This window comes from Campylobacter sp. FU_497 (genome assembly GCF_025772425.1).
Classification (GTDB): domain Bacteria; phylum Campylobacterota; class Campylobacteria; order Campylobacterales; family Campylobacteraceae; genus Campylobacter_D; species Campylobacter_D lari_C.
In genome coordinates this window covers 1-18,537 of sequence record NZ_JAKMSC010000009.1, presented here as the reverse complement: position 1 = coordinate 18,537, position 18,537 = coordinate 1, and the positions used below count along the sequence as shown (strand labels likewise).

General features: G+C 29.7%; 18 protein-coding genes, 1 tRNA gene and 1 pseudogene. 9 read left to right on the top strand and 11 right to left on the bottom strand.

The window, feature by feature from the left end; all coding sequences use genetic code 11:
- Window positions 1-19: 19 nt before the first annotated feature.
- Genes L8W68_RS04980 through L8W68_RS04970 form a run of 3 tightly spaced genes read right to left on the bottom strand, consistent with a single transcriptional unit; the run spans window position 20 to window position 4,063 of the window.
- Window positions 20-1,354, bottom strand: a complete 1,335-nt coding sequence (locus L8W68_RS04980; RefSeq protein WP_263675230.1) for a sodium-dependent transporter — start codon at window positions 1,352-1,354, stop codon at window positions 20-22.
- A 9-nt stretch (window positions 1,355-1,363) separates the two neighbouring features.
- Complete coding sequence (locus tag L8W68_RS04975; protein WP_263675229.1) at window positions 1,364-2,701, bottom strand: sodium-dependent transporter; 1,338 nt, start codon at window positions 2,699-2,701, stop codon at window positions 1,364-1,366.
- 9 nt (window positions 2,702-2,710) lie between these two features.
- Window positions 2,711-4,063, bottom strand: coding sequence for a sodium-dependent transporter (locus L8W68_RS04970; RefSeq protein ID WP_263675228.1), 1,353 nt, complete (start codon window positions 4,061-4,063; stop codon window positions 2,711-2,713).
- 194 nt (window positions 4,064-4,257) lie between these two features.
- Between L8W68_RS04970 and L8W68_RS04965 the strand changes: the two genes are divergently transcribed.
- The 5 genes and pseudogenes from L8W68_RS04965 to L8W68_RS08270 all read left to right on the top strand — a co-directional run bounded on the left by L8W68_RS04965 (window position 4,258) and on the right by L8W68_RS08270 (window position 6,506).
- Window positions 4,258-4,581: a F0F1 ATP synthase subunit C gene (locus L8W68_RS04965; RefSeq protein ID WP_012661906.1), complete on the top strand. Its 324-nt coding sequence runs from the start codon at window positions 4,258-4,260 to the stop codon at window positions 4,579-4,581.
- A 25-nt stretch (window positions 4,582-4,606) separates the two neighbouring features.
- Window positions 4,607-4,692, top strand: a tRNA-Leu gene (locus L8W68_RS04960).
- A 19-nt stretch (window positions 4,693-4,711) separates the two neighbouring features.
- Window positions 4,712-5,146: a hypothetical protein gene (locus L8W68_RS04955; protein ID WP_263675227.1), complete on the top strand. Its 435-nt coding sequence runs from the start codon at window positions 4,712-4,714 to the stop codon at window positions 5,144-5,146.
- Window positions 5,147-5,210: 64 nt separating this feature from the next.
- Window positions 5,211-5,978, top strand: a pseudogene (locus L8W68_RS08275) (PAS domain-containing protein); the annotation flags it as partial.
- Window positions 5,958-6,506, top strand: a complete 549-nt coding sequence (locus L8W68_RS08270; protein WP_391527395.1) for a methyl-accepting chemotaxis protein — start codon at window positions 5,958-5,960, stop codon at window positions 6,504-6,506. The pseudogene L8W68_RS08275 and the gene L8W68_RS08270, both read left to right, overlap by 21 nt.
- 11 nt (window positions 6,507-6,517) lie before the next feature.
- Here L8W68_RS08270 and L8W68_RS04945 read toward each other — a convergent pair whose 3' ends face one another.
- From L8W68_RS04945 to L8W68_RS04910, 8 genes are all read right to left on the bottom strand, one after another.
- The gene (locus L8W68_RS04945; RefSeq protein WP_263675225.1) at window positions 6,518-7,681 is read right to left on the bottom strand and encodes a metal-dependent hydrolase; all 1,164 of its coding nucleotides are present in this window, start codon (window positions 7,679-7,681) and stop codon (window positions 6,518-6,520) included.
- Entirely contained in the window at window positions 7,678-8,580 is a 903-nt protein-coding gene (locus L8W68_RS04940; RefSeq protein WP_263675224.1) for an NAD(P)H-dependent glycerol-3-phosphate dehydrogenase, read from the bottom strand. The genes L8W68_RS04945 and L8W68_RS04940 overlap by 4 nt, the downstream gene beginning before the upstream one ends.
- Before the next feature lie 2 nt (window positions 8,581-8,582).
- Window positions 8,583-10,001: an Asp-tRNA(Asn)/Glu-tRNA(Gln) amidotransferase subunit GatB gene (gene gatB / locus L8W68_RS04935; protein WP_263675223.1), complete on the bottom strand. Its 1,419-nt coding sequence runs from the start codon at window positions 9,999-10,001 to the stop codon at window positions 8,583-8,585.
- 124 nt (window positions 10,002-10,125) lie between these two features.
- Window positions 10,126-10,806, bottom strand: a complete 681-nt coding sequence (locus L8W68_RS04930) for a F0F1 ATP synthase subunit A (protein ID WP_039668715.1) — start codon at window positions 10,804-10,806, stop codon at window positions 10,126-10,128.
- Between the two features lie 63 nt (window positions 10,807-10,869).
- On the bottom strand, window positions 10,870-12,378 hold the full coding sequence (locus tag L8W68_RS04925; protein WP_263675222.1) for a phytoene desaturase family protein: 1,509 nt from the start codon (window positions 12,376-12,378) through the stop codon (window positions 10,870-10,872).
- Window positions 12,369-13,709, bottom strand: a complete 1,341-nt coding sequence (gene radA, locus L8W68_RS04920; protein WP_257938838.1) for a DNA repair protein RadA — start codon at window positions 13,707-13,709, stop codon at window positions 12,369-12,371. Before radA ends, L8W68_RS04925 begins: the two co-directional genes overlap by 10 nt.
- A gap of 3 nt (window positions 13,710-13,712) precedes the next feature.
- Complete coding sequence (gene ftsY / locus L8W68_RS04915) at window positions 13,713-14,579, bottom strand: signal recognition particle-docking protein FtsY (RefSeq protein ID WP_263675221.1); 867 nt, start codon at window positions 14,577-14,579, stop codon at window positions 13,713-13,715.
- Window positions 14,579-15,124, bottom strand: a complete 546-nt coding sequence (locus L8W68_RS04910) for a TlpA family protein disulfide reductase (RefSeq protein WP_263675220.1) — start codon at window positions 15,122-15,124, stop codon at window positions 14,579-14,581. Before L8W68_RS04910 ends, ftsY begins: the two co-directional genes overlap by 1 nt.
- A 67-nt stretch (window positions 15,125-15,191) precedes the next feature.
- Here L8W68_RS04910 and L8W68_RS04905 point away from each other — a divergent pair, with 67 nt between their 5' ends.
- The 4 genes from L8W68_RS04905 to L8W68_RS04890 all read left to right on the top strand — a co-directional run.
- A complete protein-coding gene (locus L8W68_RS04905; protein ID WP_263675219.1) occupies window positions 15,192-15,821 on the top strand; it encodes a 5-formyltetrahydrofolate cyclo-ligase in 630 nt (209 codons plus the stop codon).
- Window positions 15,745-17,298, top strand: a complete 1,554-nt coding sequence (gene rny / locus L8W68_RS04900) for a ribonuclease Y (protein WP_263675218.1) — start codon at window positions 15,745-15,747, stop codon at window positions 17,296-17,298. Before L8W68_RS04905 ends, rny begins: the two co-directional genes overlap by 77 nt.
- Before the next feature lie 8 nt (window positions 17,299-17,306).
- Window positions 17,307-17,870, top strand: a complete 564-nt coding sequence (locus L8W68_RS04895) for a DedA family protein (protein WP_263675217.1) — start codon at window positions 17,307-17,309, stop codon at window positions 17,868-17,870.
- Window positions 17,867-18,537 (top strand): ComEC/Rec2 family competence protein (locus tag L8W68_RS04890; RefSeq protein WP_263675216.1); only part of this gene is annotated, 671 nt, incomplete at its 3' end. The genes L8W68_RS04895 and L8W68_RS04890, both read left to right, overlap by 4 nt.

Here is an 18,537-nt window from a genome sequence, read left to right as displayed (position 1 = left end):
ACTTTCTTAAAAAATAAATTTATAAAATTTGATTTAACATAATGATAATAATCGCAATAGGTGCAACAAATCTAAGCAAAAAATACCATACTTCAAAAACAGCTTTACTCATAAATTTAGAAAATAAATTATAGATTTTCATTTTATCTACAAAAAATCCCACAAAAATAGCACTTACAATAGCTCCAAGTGGGAGCATAAAATTAGAAGTTAATTTATCCAAAATATCAAAAAAACTTAAACCAAAAAAGCTAAAGCTAACTCCATAACTAGCACTAAAAGATAAAATACAACTCATCCCTAAAAGAAAAACCACAAAGCCTATAAAAACCAAAGCTTTTTTTCTTGAAATTTTATATTCATTCACAAGATAAAAAGTAAAAGGTTCTATCATAGAAACTGCCGAAGTAATTCCTGCAAAAAATAAAGCCAAGAAAAAATAAAAGGCTAAAAAATGCCCAAAAATAGTGCCTAAATTAGAAAATAAAGTTGTTAAAGATATAAATACAAGTCCAGCACCTTCTGCGGGATTGGCATTAAATTTAAATATAAAAGTAAATACAATAAGCCCCATCATTAAACCTATGCTGATATTTAAAAGTACAATTACAATTGAACTTGTAATTAAATTTGTATCATCTTTTAATGAAGCTGCATAAGTAGTAATACAACCTATACCCAAACATAAAGTAAAAAAAGCAAGACCTAAAGCTGTTAAAACCGAATTTAAATTAAGCTTAGTAAAATCAGGATAAAACAAATAAGCAAAAGCTTCCTTAAAACCATCTTGAAAAAAACAATACACTAGCATTAAAACAAGCATGATAAACAAACTTGGCATAATCCAAACATTGAGTTTTTCTATACCACTTTTAACCCCTCTTGAGACAACAAACAAGGTAAGAAAAAAAGCAATTAAAAAATACAAACTACTTTCTAAAATACTATTTTGTATTAAATTTCCAAATAAAGCTCCTGCTTCTTGAGTATTGCTAGGTAAATAATAAATCGAAGTTATCATGTATTTTAAAACCCAACCCATAATAACAAGATAAAAAGATAATACAAAAATTCCACCAAGCATAAAAAATCCCGCAAATTTCCATTTTTGAGCATATTTAGTTGCTAAGCTTTTATAAGCATTTACAGGATCACTTTGACTTAATCTTCCCATAGCAATTTCAGCCAAAAATACACAAAATCCCACGCTAATAGTCAAAAGCAAATACAAAAGCACAAAAGCAAAGCCTCCATTTTGTCCTACTAAGGTTGGAAATTTCCAAGCATTTCCAAGCCCTATAGCCCCGCCTGCAACAGCTAATACAAAGCCTATTTTAGAAAATTTATCATTCATTTTAATGCCTTAGAAAAAAAGCTGTCTAGCCATGATTAAAATCACTGCTAATGGAGAAATATATCTTAAAAAGATATACCAAATTTCAAAATATACCCCACGCATAAATGGTTGAAATAAAATTTGCAAAGCTTCTTTTTTAAGCACAAAACCTACAAAAAATGCTGTAATTAAAGCAGAAATTGGCATTAATAAATTTTGTATGAAAAAGTCTAAAATATCAAAAAAACTTTTTCCAAAGAAATTTAAACTTGGCGCGCTTACATGATAAAAAGAAAGTATAGATAAACTTCCAAGAAAATAAACAATCACACCTACAAAAACCAAAGCTTTCTTTCTTGAAATTTGATAACGATTTATAAGATAAAAAGTAAAAGGTTCTATCATGGAAATAGCTGAAGTAATTCCTGCAAAAAATAATGCAATAAAAAAGGCTATGGCTAAAATATTTCCCAAAAATCCTAATTTTACAAAAAGTGTTGTTAGTGATATAAATATAAGCCCTGGACCTTGTTGAGTAGGATCAGCTCCAAATTCAAATATAAAAGTAAATACAATAAGCCCCATCATTAAGCCAATGATAGTATTAATAATAATAATATTTAAAGCACTACTTATAAAATTTGTTTTATCAGGCAAGCTTGCTGCATAAGTTAAAATCACACAAACACCCAAAGACATACTAAAAAATGCAAGCCCTAGCGCATCTAATATAGAATTAACACTTAATTTTGAAAAATCAGGCACAAACAAAAACTCACTCGCTTTAGAAAAACCATCCATACTAAAAGAATATCCAAGCATTAAAATAAGTAGTATAAATAAACTTGGCATCATCCAAACATTGAGTTTTTCTATACCACTTTTAACACCTTTTGATACTACATAAAAAATCACTATAAATACAAAAGTAAAACATATAAATTGAGATAAAACATCATTAGAAAGTAAATTTCCAAAAATAGCGCCTGCTTCATTTGTATCTTTAGGTAGTTCAAAAAACCCAAAATAAGCATATTTTGCTATCCAACCTATAACAACACTATAAAAAGACACTAAAATAATAGCACCAAGCATAAAAAATCCCGCAAGCGACCAAGCTTTTTTGTTTTTTGGCGCTAAAGTATGATAAGCATTTACAGGGTCTTTTTCACTAAGTTTTCCTATGCTAAGTTCGGCTAAAAATATCACAAAAGCCACACCTAAGGTTAAAAGCAAATACACCACTACAAAAGCTGAACCGCCATTATTACCCACTAAAGTTGGAAATTTCCAAGCATTTCCAAGCCCAACAGCTGAGCCTGCTACTGCTAATACAAAACCTATTTTAGAAAATTTTTCATTCATCTTTTAACCTTAAAAAAATAATTGTTTTACCATGATTAAAATCACCGCTAAAGGCGAGATATACCTTACAAAAAAATACCAGCACTCAAAGTATTTACCCCTCATATAAGGATAAAATAAAGTTTGCAAAGCTTCTTTTTTAAGCACAAAGCCTACAAAAATTGCACCAAATAATCCACCCAAAGGCATCATTAAATTTGAAGCAATAAAATCTAATATATCAAAAAAACTTTTTCCAAAAAATTCTAAAGAATCTTTACTCCACTCAATTCCTGATAAAATACACAAACTTCCCAAAAAATATACAATGAAAGCTATAAAAATTAAAGCTTTTTTTCTTGTAAAATTATAAGAATTGATTAAGTAAAAAGTTAAAGGCTCTATCATAGAGACTGCTGAAGTAATCCCTGCAAAAAATAAAGCTATAAAAAAGGCCACAGCTAAAATATTTCCTAAAGGTAAAAAACCGATTGGATCAATATTTGAAAACAAACTCATTAAAGATACAAAAATCAAACCTGGACCTTGTTGAGTAGGATCAGCTCCAAATTCAAATATAAAAGTAAATACAATAAGTCCCATCATAATACCAATAATAATATTAATAATAATAATATTAATAGTGCTTGTAATAAAATTTGTTTTATCTGATAAACTTGCAGAATAAGTTATAATCGAACCCACTCCAATAGATAAAGAAAAACAAGCAAGTCCTAAAGCACTCAAAAATGCTCCTACACTAAGCTTAGAAAAGTCCGGAGAAAACAAAAACTCACTCGCTTTAGAAAAACCATCCATACTAAAAGAATATCCAAGCATTAAAATAAGTAGTATAAATAAACTTGGCATCATCCAAACATTGAGTTTTTCTATACCACTTTTAACACCTTTTGATACTACATAAAAAATCACTATAAATACAAAAGTAAAACATATAAATTGAGATAAAACATCATTAGAAAGCAAATTTCCAAAAATAGCGCCACTTTCTTCTATGCTTTTTGGTAAAGGAAAAAACCCAAAATAAGCATACTTTACAATCCATCCTATAATCACACTATAAAAAGAAACAATTAAAATAGCACCTATTAAAGAAAAGCCGACTATAGACCAAGCTCTTTTGTGTTTTGGTGCTAAAGTATAATAAGCATTTACAGGGTCTTTTTCACTAAGTTTTCCTATGCTAAGTTCGGCTAAAAATATCACAAAACCTACTCCCAAAGTCAAAAGTAAATACAAAAGCACAAAGGCTGAGCCTCCATTTTGTCCTACTAAAGTTGGGAATTTCCAAGCATTTCCAAGCCCAACAGCTGAGCCTGCTACTGCTAATACAAAACCTATTTTAGAAAATTTTTCATTCATAAAAATAACCTTAAATTTATAAAACTATAAAAAACTTTTAATGTAGCTAAAAAAAACTTTAATTTGTTTTAAAATAGATATATTAATTTAAATTTCAATAATTTTAAAGCTATATTGATATATAATTTCGCTTTTATAAATCACGAGTAGGGATACGCAAGCCGAAAGGATTTAAATTTTTATAAGGAAAAACTATGAAAAAAATCGTATTTTTAATGCTAGCTTTAAGCGGTTTTGCATTTGCAGCTGAAGGTTCTATGAATCAATGGTTAGCTTCTTTTTCTATCTTAGCAGCAGGTTTAGGACTTGGTGTTGCAGCTTTAGGTGGAGCTATCGGTATGGGTAACACTGCAGCAGCAACTATAGCAGGTACTGCTAGAAACCCTGGTCTTGGTGGTAAATTAATGACTACTATGTTTATTGCTTTAGCGATGATTGAAGCTCAAGTTATTTACGCACTTGTTATTGCTCTTATCGCTCTTTATGCTAATCCATTCCAAGCATTAGTAGCAGCTTAATTTAAAGCCCTATTTAGGGCTTTATGCGGTTATGGTGGAATTGGTAGACACGCCATCTTGAGGGGGTGGTGCGCTCAGCGTGTGCGAGTTCAAATCTCGCTAACCGCACCATTTTAAGGAAATTTAAAAAATGGCTTTTTATCTCTTAATTAGCGCAATAGCTTTTTTAATTCTTTTCTTTGCTATTAAAAAATACACCTTAAAATTAGATGAGCAAGCTTTACTTGAGCCTATAAAAAATGATATTTATCCTGAGTTTTGTGATCTAATCAATGAAGAAATAAGAAATATCAAAAACAATCTTTTACAAGATACCTTTACGCTTCAAAATGAAAATCATAAAGATGAATTTTTAGAAAATTTAAGTGATATGAGTAGAAAACTTAATCATATTCAAACCATGAATTTAAGTAAAAAAAATAGTGCTTTATGGGAGGAAACTCTTTTTGAGTTTTTAAAAGAGTTTGAAAAACTTAACGAGCAATATCTAAATGATAGTGAAAAAATCAATGATTCAATAAGAACTTCTTTGCAAGAAAAATTTTCTAATTTAACAAAAAACTAATATAAACAAATTATTTATTTTAAAAAACACTATATAATTCCAAATTATTTTATAAAGGGGTTTTATGTTTATCAACAAGAAAAAAATTAATGAACAAATTACTCAATTAGAGCAATCTAATCAAGCCTTTCAAGATATACTTAATGCTATAAGTAAAACTATGGCAATGATAGAATTCCAAACAGACGGAACCATCATTAGCGCCAATGAAAATTTTCTAAAAACCATGAATTACTCTCTAGAAGAGATCAAAGGAAAACACCATAGTATGTTTTGCTTACCTGAGGTAGTAAAATCACAGCGCTATGTTGATTTTTGGAGAGATTTAAAAAGTGGTAAATCAAGAAATGGTCTTTTTAGACGTATTGCAAAAGGTGGAAAAGACATCTATCTTGAAGCAAATTATCTCCCTATTTTAGATCAAAATAATGAAGTATATAAGGTTATTAAATTTGCTAATGATATCACTCAAAGACATTATGAAATGCTTGATCTAAAAAATACCATAGATGCAGCTAATCGTTCTATGGCTATTATTGAATTTAATCCTTATGGAGAGATTTTAAATGCTAATGAAAACTTTACTCAAACTATGGGTTATTCATTAAGTGAAATCAAAGGAAAACACCATAGTATGTTCTGTGAAGAAAAATTTAGAAATTCCAAAGAATATACAATTTTTTGGGAAGAACTAAGAAGTGGTAAATTTCAATCAGGAAAATTCATACGCTTTGGTAAAAATAACAAACTAATCCATTTAGAAGCAAGTTATAATCCTATCAAAAATGATGATGGAGAAATTTACAAAGTTATTAAATTTGCAACAGATATTACCGAACAAGTTGTAAGAGATGAGGAAAAATTAAAACTTATCAGTGAATTAGCTGAGCAAAATGATAATTTAACCCAAGAAGGTGATAGCGTTATAGAAAATACAGTTCAAAATATTCAGGGCATTGCTGATATGATGAATAATAGTAGTAATTTGGTTTCATCATTAAATGAGCAATCAGAAGAAATCAAAAATATTATTCAAACTATTAGCGATATAGCTGATCAAACTAATCTTTTAGCACTAAATGCAGCTATTGAAGCAGCGCGTGCAGGTGAACATGGTAGAGGCTTTGCTGTTGTTGCTGATGAGGTTAGAAATCTAGCTGAAAGAACTGGACATTCAGTAAATGAAATTACTACTACCATTAATTCTATTAGAAATGTAACAGCTGAAGTGGTACAAAGTATTAAAGATGGTTTAAGTGGCGTAAATCAAAGTGTGGACTTAGCTAAAGAGGCTAGAGAGTGTATGGAAAAAATTAGAAATAGCTCAGCTCAAGTAGCACAAGCTATGCAAAATAAATAAAAGTTTTTAGCTTAAATGCTAAAAACTTTTCCTGTTATAAAGCTTTTCTCTACCTTACCTTGCAAGATATCATTTACATATAAACCTTCTCCACTAAAAGAAAGTTTTTCATCAAATACAACTAAATCAGCATCAAAGCCAATTTCTATTTTACCTTTGTTTAATCCTAAAAATTGCGCTTGATTATAACTTGTAAAATCACATAATTCTTTCCAAGTTAAAATACCTTCTTTTACTAAATATGTAAAACATAAACTCATATACATAGCTATGGCATTAACTCCAAAATCTGCTTCATCAAAAGCTAAATCTTTTTTAGTGCTAGGAGTATGCAAAGAGCTTAAGAAAGTAATTTTTTTATTTTGAAGTAATTTTTTAAGGCTTATTAATTCATCTTTTGCTCTTAAAGGAGGTAAGATTTTTGCTTGAGTATTGAAATTTTCACATGCACTTTCATCTTTGATTAAATGATGGATTGAAATTTCACTATATTGATCATGCAATAATTCAAATGATCTTGTAATTGCTAAAGAGCTAAAACAAGCTTTGTTTTTATAAAATTTCACTAGTTCTTTCATTTTTGCTACTTCACTAGTTTCAGCTATATCGCTAATTCCTATTAGTCCTAATTCAAAACTTATTTGTCCATCGTTCATCACTCCATGATCATCAAAACTCTCATCAAAACACTTTAAAAACACCGGAGTTGATTTCATATTAGCATATTGCATACATTGTCTTAAATAATTTGCACCTAAAGTACTTGAAAGCTCTAATCCTTTTGCGCCCATATCAATTAAGGTAGCAATATTTTTTAATTTTTCTGTTTTATCTAATACATTAATAGTAGGTAAAACATTAATATCTAAAGATTTTAATTTATCAAAATAAAGTGCATAGCCTTGAGTGTTAGCTTCTAAACTATCTTTTAAAACAATAGTCCCCACCCCACCTTTTAAGCATGCTTTTTCAAGATCGTATAATTTATCTATACTAAATTCATTATCAAGCAAACTAACATTTAAATCAATAAACGAAGGAAGTAAAGTCTTACCTTCTATATCAACAATATGCTCATCATCATTTAAATCATTAGCAATTTGAGTGATTTTTCCATCTTCTATTTTAAGATCAAGCTTTTGCTCACCATAAATTTTTGCATTTTTGATAATCATGATATTTCCTCCTTTGATGACATCAAATCTTTCAAAGACTCCCAAGCATTCTTACCCTCTAGCATTAAGACTACTTCGTTAACAATCGGGGTATAAATTTGAAATTGTTTTGATAAAGAATGTATAGCATAAGCAGTTTGCACTCCTTCGGCTACCTCTCCAAGCTCCATTAAAATATCTTTTATATTTTTGCCACTAGCCAAACTTAAACCTACTCTATAATTTCTTGATAGATTACTAGAAGCTGTTAAAAATAAATCTCCAGCCCCACTAAGTCCTAAAAATGTTTCTTCTTTAGCGTTAAAAAACTGCCCAAAACGGTGCATTTCCACCAAGCCTCTTGAAACCAAAGAAGCTCTTGCATTATTACCTAAATTTAAACCATCGCAAACCCCGCTTGCAATTGCTAAAACATTCTTATATGCACCACAAATTTCAGCACCTTTAACATCAGAACTTGTATAAGTTTTAATATAATTTGGAAAAAAACTTGCAAATTGATTACAAAGATCTTGATTTTTACCGCTAACAACCAAAGCACAAGGTTTTTTTTCTAAAACTTCACTTGCAAAAGAAGGACCACTTAAAAAACAAAGTCTATCACTACTTATGAACTCACCAAAAACCTCATCCATAAATTTTAAACTTTTACAATCAATACCCTTAGAAGCTACAAGAATTTTTTGATTTAAATCTTTAAAATTATTTACAAGCCACTCATGTATTCCTTGAGCATATAAAGCAAAAACTAAATATTCATATTCTAAAGCTTCTTTGGTGCTAACAAAATAAGAAAGATCTTTTTTGTGAAAAGAAGTTATCACGCATTCATTTTTAACGCTCAATGCATCATATAAAGCACTTCCCCATTTTCCTGCACCAACAACTGCTATTTTCATATTTAACCAAGTTTTGCTTTTAAAATTTCATTCACTTTAGCAGGATTAAATGCACCCTTGCCTGCTTTCATTGCTTGCCCAACAAAGAAACCAAAAAGTTTATCTTTACCGCTTTTATATTCAGCTACTTTATCTTCATTGTTTGCTAAAATTTCATCAATAATCTTTTCAATAGCACCATCATCACTAACCTGTTTTAAACCAAGTTTTTCAATAGCATCATCAATTTCAACTTCTGTATTTTCAAACACATAAGCTAAAATATCCTTACCTGCTTTAGCGCTAATAACACCTTCTTCTATACGTTTGATTAAAATAGCTAATTTTTCTTGTTTTATAGGTGAGTTTTCTATAGTTAACTCACCTTTTAAAAGTCCCATTAATTCTGTCGTAAGCCAAGTAACACAAAGTTTTGGGTTTAATTTTTGATCAATTAAATACTCAAAATACCTACAAAGCTCTAATGAAGATACAATCACTTCACTATCGCTTTCTTTAATACCTAACTCGCTAACAAATCTAGCTTTTTTCTCATCAGGAAGTTCAGGTATATCTTGATTTAACATTTCATCATCTAAAATTACAGGTAAAAGATCAGGATCAGGAAAATATCTATATTCAGCAGAATCTTCCTTACCTCTCATGCTTCTAGTAACTAAATTAACCGTATCAAATAATCTTGTTTCTTGCACAACTTCTTGATCGTATTTTCCATCTTCCCAAGCTTCACTTTGGCGTTTTACTTCATACTCAATTGCCTTTTGGATAAAACGGAATGAATTTAAGTTTTTAATCTCTACTCTAGTATAAAGTTTATCATCACCTTTAGGACGAATACTAACATTAGCATCACATCTAAAACTACCTTCTTGCATATTTGCATCCGAAATATCTAAAAATCTTATAATAGAATGAAGCTTTTTCAAATAAGCCACTGCCTCATCAGAACTTCTAAGTTCAGGCTCGCTAACGATTTCAAGCAAAGGTGTACCTGCTCTATTTAAATCTACTTTTGAAAAATTACTCTCATGTATATTTTTCCCCGCATCTTCTTCTAAATGAGCTCTAGTGATACCTATACGTTTATTTTCTCCATTTACATTGATAAACAACTCGCCATTTTCCACTATAGGAATATCAAATTGCGAAATTTGATAAGCTTTTGGCAAATCAGGATAAAAATAATTTTTTCTATTAAAAATACTTTTTTTATTTATAGTTGCATTAACTGCTTTTCCAAATGCTATAGCTTTTTTCACTGCTTCTTGATTTAATACAGGCAAAGCACCTGGCAAAGCTAAACATGTTGGGCATACATTAGTATTTGATTTTTCTCCAAAAGAAGTTGCACATGAACAAAAGATTTTTGTTTTTGTATTTAATTGTGCATGAACTTCAAGTCCTATAACAACTTCAAACATTAAAATTTTCCTTAGAATTTTTTATTTATTCTAGCGTTTTTTATTTCAAAAAGAGTTTAAAAAAGAATAAAAGAGGAAGATTAGAAAAGAAAAAAAGCAAAAAATATTTTTTGCTTTTTAAAAATTAATGATGCTCATCAACTACAGTTGCACCTGCTAAATAAACATAAGTTAAAATCATAAAAATAAAAGATTGTAAAAATGCCATAAAAGTTAAAAGCATATAAGCAGGTAGTGGTGCAACCCAAGGCACAAGAGCTAAAATAACTGCTAAGAATAAATCATCTCCCTTGATATTACCAAATAAACGGAAAGATAAAGAAATAACTCTTGAAAAATGAGAAACCACTTCTATAGGAAACATTAAAGGCGCTAGAATTTTCACAGGTCCCATGAAATGTGCAAAATACTTAAAAAATCCTTGAGTTCTAATACCTTCAAAATGATAATACACAAATACTATAATAGCCAAAGAAGCACTAAAATTTAAACTAGCGCTTGGAGCTTCAAAACCTGGGATGATTCCTATAATATTACTAAAAAACACCATAAAACCTATAGTTGCAACTAAAGGCAAGTATTTTCTAGCAGCTTCATCGCTACCCATAGTATCCCTACCCATGCTTAAAATGCCTTCCATATAAGCTTCAGCTAAATTCTGACTACCTCTTGGAACAATTTGCATAGATCTTGTAGCAAGTTTTGCTAAAATCAAAGAAATCACAACTACTATACCCAAATGAAAAAAGTATGCAAAAGTGTGACTAGAATCTATAAAAGAACTAAATAAAAATAAATCTTTCATTAAAAAATCCTTAGCAGAATAAATATTTCAAAGCTAATATTATAAAAAAAAATTGCTTATATTTTAATGAAAATTCATTTTATTAGCGCAAAAATATCCACCCAAAATTGCACCTGTAAAACCACCGCCAGGAAATATAAAAGCATTAGCAAAATATAAATTTTCTATACTTTTACTTTTATAATGTAATCTATATTTAGCTCCTTCTTGATCTTGAGAAAATCCATAAATTGTACCCTCATAAGCTCTAGTGTATCTTTGTATAGTTTTTGGCGTGGCTAATTCTTGATGGATCAAGTATGAGCTTAAATTTGGAAAAATCTCATCTAGTCTTTGCACTATAGCTTTTAACACTTCTTCTTTTTTAGCTTTATAATCTTGCTTATTTAAATCCCACTCTTGATAATTTGAACTAAAAGCTACAACACCTATGTATTTATCACTAGCTAAACCACTATCAATCTTAGAATAATTTACAAAAGCTATAGGTCTTTTTTTGATATCTAGTTTTAAAATATTAGTATTTTCATATGAACTATTTAAAAAATCATCTTCGAATATAAAATTACAATAATCCATATTTTCATAAATTTTAGAAATATCTTTATCATAAATAAAATAAGCACTTACCAAAGAACAAGCACGCTTTTTAGATTCTATTGCTTTGATTTCTTGGGTTAAATTTAAATCTTTAAGTAAGTCTTTATATACGATTAAAGGATCACAATTTGCGATGATATTTTGCGCATGGATGGTGTGTTTTTGATTATTTTGAATGTATTCTACTCCATAAGCTTTTTGATCTTTTGTGAGTATTTTAACAACTTCAGCCTTGGCTAAAATCTGTCCTTGATTTTCTTTGATAACCTCAGCCAAAGCATCACTTAAAGCTTGCGAGCCACCTTTAATATACACCCCACCATCATAATAATGCTTTTGAGCAATGCCATGAAAACTAAAAATAAATTCTTTACTATCATGATGATAATAACTTAAATTTGCATTTAAAATCTTTTTTAGCTTATCATTTTTAATATAAGCATTTAAAACATCATAAACTTTTTTATCAAACAATCTATTTTTAATAAATATCCAAGCAGTACTAAATGGAAATAACAATAATTCACTTAATTTTAAATCCCAAGGAAATCTTCGAATAGCATAAGCTTGCTTTTTTATAGCTTTAAAATACTTATCAATGCCTTTGCATTCTTGTGGAAATTCTTTTTTCAGAACTTCTTTTACTTTTTCTATACCATGAGGTAAAGTTAGATTATAATTTTTACTTTTAATACTCCATGCACTTGGCAAAGGTAAAATTTCAATTTTATTTTTTATACCAAGTTTTTCAAAAACCAAATGCTTCATGTCAGTTTTTGCTTCACCTAAATCCATCTCATGAAGTCCCGCATCAATCAAAGCGCCTTTTCTTTTAAAACAAGTAGCACAACCACCGATTAAAGAATGCTGTTCTAAAACTAAAACTTTTTTTCCATTTTTAGCTAAAAAAGCGCCCGCACTTAAGCCTCCAAGACCTGAACCTATAATAATTACATCAAATTTTACATCCATTCTAAAACCTCACGTAATTCTTTAGCTACAAAACATTTTAAACCAAGATCTTCCATAGGTTTTACAGGCACTATGGCATTTTTAAATTTTTGCATTTTAGCTTCTTTTAAACGCACATCAAGCGAAAATACTTCTTTGATTTCACCATTTAAACTAAGCTCACCCACAAAAACACTATCTTTGCTTAAAGGGCGGTTTTTAAAACTTGAAATAATAGCCGCAACCACCGCTAAATCTGCCGCAGTTTCACTAATTTTTACCCCACCACTTACATTAATAAAAACATCATAATGCCCCAAAGGAATTTCAAGCTTTCTCTCAAGTAAAGCTATGAGCATATCTAAACGATTTTTTTCATAGCCTGTTGCACTGCGTTTTGGGTAAGCACTCTCACAAACTAAGGCTTGAATTTCTAGTACTAAAGCTCTGCTTCCTTCCATCACTACACTCAAAGCACTACCACTTACTGCCTTGCCACGCGTAAAAAATCTATTAGCTATGTCTTTAGCACTAATTAAACCCTTAGAAGTCATTTCAAAAATACCAACTTCAGAAATATTTCCAAAACGATTTTTAAAACCTCTTAAAATCCTTATTTCTTTATTAGCATCACCTTCAAAATAAAGCACTACATCTACCATATGCTCTAAAATTCTAGGTCCAGCTATAGCTCCATCTTTAGTAATATGACCTATGATAAAAGTGCTGATATTATTAGCCTTAGAATAGCGCATTAACTCAAAAGTAATTTCTCTAACTTGAGTGATACTACCTGCTGCTGAAGTAATTTTATTAGAATATAAAGTTTGAATAGAATCAATAATTAAAATTTCATAATCTTTTTTAGAAAGCTCGCTTAAAATATCTTCCAAGCAAAGTTCAGTAAGTAAAAATAAATTCTCACAATTTGCATTCAAACGATCTGCACGCAGTTTGATTTGAGATTTACTCTCCTCTCCACTTACATAAAGTACTTTTTTACCACTTTTTGCCAAATTGGAAGCAATTTTTAATAAAAGTGTGGATTTTCCAACCCCAGGTGAACCCCCAATTAACACCAAAGAGCCCACAACAAGCCCACCACCTAAAACTAAATCAAGTTCATTATCATCAGTGCTAATGCGAGTGAAATTTTCTGCTATAACATCATTGATACATACTGCAGAACTTGGAGTGTTTGAGAGTGAATTTAACTCTTTTAAAACCTTAATTTGTTCTTGCTTTAACTCAACAAAACTATCCCAAGAACCGCATTCAGGACATTTGCCTAGCCATTTACTTTGCTGATTTCCACAAGCTTGACATTCAAATAAAATATGTTTTTTAGCCATAAATTATGCAAAAATCTCTTCAACTAAAGTTTTAACGTATTCATTAGGATTAAACTCATGAATTTGTCCTAGTTGCTCCCCTACTCCTACATATAAAATAGGAAGCTCAAGTTCTCTTGCTATACTAAATAAAGCCCCACCTTTAGCAGTTCCATCAAGTTTTGTAATAATCACTCCATCAAGTTTTACCAAATCATTAAAAGCTTTTGCCTGCAAAATTCCTGCTACACCTTGAGTGCCATCAAGCACAAGGATTTTTCTATGAGGAGCTCCTTGCATAGCTTTATCACTTATGCGAACGATTTTTTCAAGCTCATTAGCAAGATTTTTTTGATTTTGCAAGCGTCCTGCTGTATCTAAAATAACCCTATCATAGTTTTTTGCCAAAGCTTTAGAAATAACATCATAAGCAACTGCTGAAGGATCGTGTCCTTGTGAAGTAGCTATGATATCTATATCTAATTTTTGCGCCCATAACTTTAACTGCTCTATGGCTCCTGCTCTAAAAGTATCACAAGCTCCAAGTATAACTTTTTCGCCATTTTCTTTATGTAAATGCGCCATTTTAGCAATACTTGTAGTCTTACCTACCCCATTTACACCTAAAATCAAATCCACAAAAGGCTTGGCATTAGCAAGTTCTGGTTTATCATAAATAAAATAAGTCCCCATAACACGCTCTAAATCAGCCTTTTTAACCTCATCATTTGGAGGAAGATAATAAATAATCTCTTCAACTATTTCATACGCTACATCAGCTTCTAAAAGCATTTCTTCAAGCAAATCTTTGGTAATGATTTTATTTGAAGCCTTAACTAAATGAATACTTTCTAAGGTTTTTTTCAAACCATTTTTTAAAAATCCAAACATTACATTATCGCTTTTTGTATATCTATATCTAACATTTCTTCAGGAATTATCCCTAAATACTCTTTAATCTTTTCGCCTTTTGCATTAAACAACACCATTGTTGGTACAGAACTGACATTTAAAACCTTGGAAAAAACAAAATTATTCCCCCCTATAGCCACTGGAAATTTCATTTTTTCATCTTCTATAAAAGTTAATATTTCTTGCTCTTTATTTTCTTCTAAAAAAAGCGCTATTACTTCAAATTTGTCTTGATATTTTTTATTTAGATTATTTAAATGTGGAATTTGAGCCTTACAAGGCGCACACCAACTTGTAAAAAAAACAAACAACTTAGCTTTAGCCGTATCATCAAAATTAAATGCTTGCTCATGATATTTCACATACATTTTTCTACCATCTAAAAATTTCAAAGTAAAATCAGTATTTTCACTTTGAGTTAAACTTGCATTGTCTGTATTTTCAGCACTAGAATTTTCTTTATCACTAGAGCATGAAGCAAAAAATACCGCGATAAAAATTACTAAAAAAATTTTAAATTTCAATTCTTATCCTTATGATTTTTTAAGCTTAAAAGTATAACATAAAAAGTTAAAAACTTTAAGGAAAGCCTTGATAAAAAACAATTTTAGAATAAAACAAAAATCCAAAATGCATTTAAAATTAAAATATCAATACAAAAGGGATTTTTTAGTTTTTCAAGAAATAATGAAAATTCTAAATTTATGCAAAAATTGTAAAAATATCCTTATATATATTCCTTTAAAATATGAAATTAATCTTTATAAATTCAGACATTTTTTAACAAAAAAATATCAAATTTTCGTCCCATTTATGCAAGATAAAAGTTTAAAGGTAGTAAAATTAAGATTAGCTCTTGAAAAAAAGAGCTTTGGGGTATATGAACCAAAAGATTCTTTTTTGCAAACTCGCATTGATGTTGCGATTATCCCTGTAATAGGTGTAGATGCAAAATTAGGAAGAATCGGTCATGGTCAAGGTTTTTACGATAGATTTTTTGAAAGCATTTCTTATAAAAAACCTTTGGTTATTTTTACGCAAATGATAGATGCAAAATCTGATCAATTTTTTAGCCAAGATCATGATATAAAAGGAAATTTTTATATAAACCCTTATAAAAAATATTTTAGGAAAGTTAAAAACAATGATAGAAATATTAGTCGCATTAATAGCCGTTTTTATAGGCGGAGGGATTGGGTATATAGTCGCCAAAAAGATTAATGATGCAAATTTCAATATCTTTTTAGAGCAAGCAAAAGCAAAAGCAAAAGCCATTGAATACGAAGCTGAATTAACACTTAAAGATGCTAAAAATTCAGTTGCTGAAGCTGAATTTACAGCAAAGAAAAAATTTGATGAAAAAATTCAAAAACTACAAAAAGAGCATTCTGTTAAGCTAGAAGAGCTTAATAAAAAAGAACAAAATCTTCATTATCAAGAAAAACTTCATGAGGAAAACAAAAATAAATTAGCAAAAGAGCAACAAGTTATAAAAGCTTTACATGAGGAAAATGAAAATTTAAAACAAAACTATGAAACAAAACTAAATGATGTTTTAAAAATCCTTGAACATTCAGCTGGTCTTACACAAGAAGAGGCAAAAAACATTGTCTTACAAAAAGTAGAAGAAAACTCAAGAGCTGAGATTGCTCATATTGTTAGAAAATACGAAGAAGAAGCTAGAAATGAAGCTAAAAGAAAGGCTAATTTTATCTTAGCGCAGGCTACTTCAAGATTTGCAGGAGAATTTGCTGCTGAAAGATTAATCAATGTAGTAAATATCAAAAATGATGAACTAAAAGGTCGTATTATAGGTAAAGAAGGAAGAAATGTTAAAACCTTAGAAATGGTTTTGGGTGTTGATATTATCATCGATGATACACCTGGAGCGATTATAGTAAGTTGTTTTAATCTTTATAGACGCGCCATTGCTACAAAAGTGATTGAGCTTTTAGTTGAAGATGGCAGAATACAACCTGCAAAAATAGAAGAAATTCATGAAAAAGTTTGCAAAGAATTTGAAGATAATATCTTAGAAGAAGGTCAAACTATAGTAATGGATTTAGGACTTAATAATATACATCCTGAAATTGTTAAATTAATAGGAAAATTAAGATATAGAGCAAGTTATGGCCAAAATGCTCTAGCACATTCTTTAGAAGTGGCACATTTAGCTGGAATCATAGCAGCTGAGTGTGGCGGGGATGAAAAATTAGCAAGAAGAGCTGGGATTTTACACGATATAGGCAAGGCTTTAACACATGAATTTGAAGGTTCTCATGTGGATTTAGGAGCTGAGCTTTGCAAAAGATATAAAGAACATCCTGTGGTGATTAATGCAATTTATGCTCACCATGGACATGAAGAAGCTATTAGCATAGAATCAGCTGCAGTTTGTACAGCAGATACACTAAGCGCTGCGCGCCCTGGTGCAAGACGTGAAGTTTTAGAAGCTTTTTTAAAAAGAGTGAGTGAACTTGAAGATATAGCAAAAAGTAAAGAAGGGGTTAAAAAAGCTTATGCTATTAATGCTGGTAGGGAGATTAGGGTTATTGTTAATGCAAAATTAGTCAATGATGATGAATCTGTGCTTTTAGCTAAAGAAATAGCTGAAGAAATCCAAGAAAAAGTTCAATACCCTGGTGAAATAAAAGTCAATGTCATCAGAGAGCTTAGAGCTATTGATTTTGCAAGATAAGGTTTTTCATGCAAGAAATGATAGATAATCTAAGCACTTATGGCTATTTGATTTTATTTTTTTATTCCTTTGGTGGAGGTATGGTTGCTATACTTGCTGCAGGAGTGCTTTGTGCAAGTTCAACTAAACTTGATTTACATTTGTGTATATTTTTAGCCTTTTTAGCTAATACCATAGGCTCAACCTTGTTGTTTATCTTGGGAAAATACTATAAAAAAGACATAATGCCTTATTTTAAAAATCATAGAAGAAAAATCGCTCTTGCTATGATGAAAATCAAAAAATATGGTGATTTGCTTTTAGTAGTGCAAAAATTTATCTATGGAGTAAAAACTATCATTCCTATAGCAGCAGGTCTTTGTAAATTTAGCTTTGTAAGATTTTTTATCATCAACACCTTAGCTAGTTTGATTTGGGCTGTTATTTTAGGCTATGCTGGTTTTATTTTTGGAAATACCCTAAAAGAAGCTTTTGAAGCATTTGCCAACTATCCTTACATAGCTCCTGCTTTTATAATCACTTTAATTTTTATTATATGGTTATATTTATCACGCTTTTCTAAGAAAAAATGAGTTTAAAATTCTCTATAAAAGAAACTTATAGAGAATTTTTTATTTTACTATTATGTTTTTTAGCAATTTTTAGTTTAAATCTCATCTATGAGTACAAAAAATATCAAAATTTTAAACTTACTAAACATTTATTACTTAAAGATAACATCATTTTATCTTCTTATGAAAAAACTAATAAAAAAGGTAAAAAATATCAAGTTTTCAAACTCAAAAATTCCGATTTTATTTTTTACACTACTAGTTATAAAGATCTAAATTTAAGCAAAAACGATATTCTAAATCTTAGAATTATCACTAAAAATATTAACTTTAAAGATTATCTTAGTAAAAGTTTTTATGCGCCAAGTTATGATTTTAACAAAACCGATACACAAAAAGAAAATACTTTAATAAGGTATTTTTTAAATCAACATCAAAATGAAAAAATCAAAGAATTTTACGGGGCTTTATTTTTTGCAAAAAATGTATCAAGTGAACTTAGAAATGATGTAAATTTTTATAATATCGCGCATTTAATTGCTATTAGCGGGTATCATTTGGGCTTGTTATTTAGCTTTTGCTTTTTGATTTTTGCTCCTTTATACGCTTTTTTTCATAAACGATATTTTCCTTATAGAAGTTTAAAGCTTGACATTAGCATTTTTGCTTTCTTACTTTTAATTTTTTA

What these genes read in the sequence shown, in the direction of transcription:
- L8W68_RS04980 (WP_263675230.1), bottom strand. Translation starts at nt 1,354, where the DNA reads ATGAATGATAAATTTTCTAAAATAGGCTTTGTATTAGCTGTTGCAGGC.
- L8W68_RS04975 (WP_263675229.1), bottom strand. Translation starts at nt 2,701, where the DNA reads ATGAATGAAAAATTTTCTAAAATAGGTTTTGTATTAGCAGTAGCAGGC.
- L8W68_RS04970 (WP_263675228.1), bottom strand. Translation starts at nt 4,063, where the DNA reads ATGAATGAAAAATTTTCTAAAATAGGTTTTGTATTAGCAGTAGCAGGC.
- L8W68_RS04965 (WP_012661906.1), top strand. Translation starts at nt 4,258, where the DNA reads ATGAAAAAAATCGTATTTTTAATGCTAGCTTTAAGCGGTTTTGCATTT.
- L8W68_RS04955 (WP_263675227.1), top strand. Translation starts at nt 4,712, where the DNA reads ATGGCTTTTTATCTCTTAATTAGCGCAATAGCTTTTTTAATTCTTTTC.
- L8W68_RS04945 (WP_263675225.1), bottom strand. Translation starts at nt 7,681, where the DNA reads ATGATTATCAAAAATGCAAAAATTTATGGTGAGCAAAAGCTTGATCTT.
- L8W68_RS04940 (WP_263675224.1), bottom strand. Translation starts at nt 8,580, where the DNA reads ATGAAAATAGCAGTTGTTGGTGCAGGAAAATGGGGAAGTGCTTTATAT.
- gatB (WP_263675223.1), bottom strand. Translation starts at nt 10,001, where the DNA reads ATGTTTGAAGTTGTTATAGGACTTGAAGTTCATGCACAATTAAATACA.
- L8W68_RS04930 (WP_039668715.1), bottom strand. Translation starts at nt 10,806, where the DNA reads ATGAAAGATTTATTTTTATTTAGTTCTTTTATAGATTCTAGTCACACT.
- L8W68_RS04925 (WP_263675222.1), bottom strand. Translation starts at nt 12,378, where the DNA reads ATGGATGTAAAATTTGATGTAATTATTATAGGTTCAGGTCTTGGAGGC.
- radA (WP_257938838.1), bottom strand. Translation starts at nt 13,709, where the DNA reads ATGGCTAAAAAACATATTTTATTTGAATGTCAAGCTTGTGGAAATCAG.
- ftsY (WP_263675221.1), bottom strand. Translation starts at nt 14,579, where the DNA reads ATGTTTGGATTTTTAAAAAATGGTTTGAAAAAAACCTTAGAAAGTATT.
- rny (WP_263675218.1), top strand. Translation starts at nt 15,745, where the DNA reads ATGATAGAAATATTAGTCGCATTAATAGCCGTTTTTATAGGCGGAGGG.
- L8W68_RS04895 (WP_263675217.1), top strand. Translation starts at nt 17,307, where the DNA reads ATGCAAGAAATGATAGATAATCTAAGCACTTATGGCTATTTGATTTTA.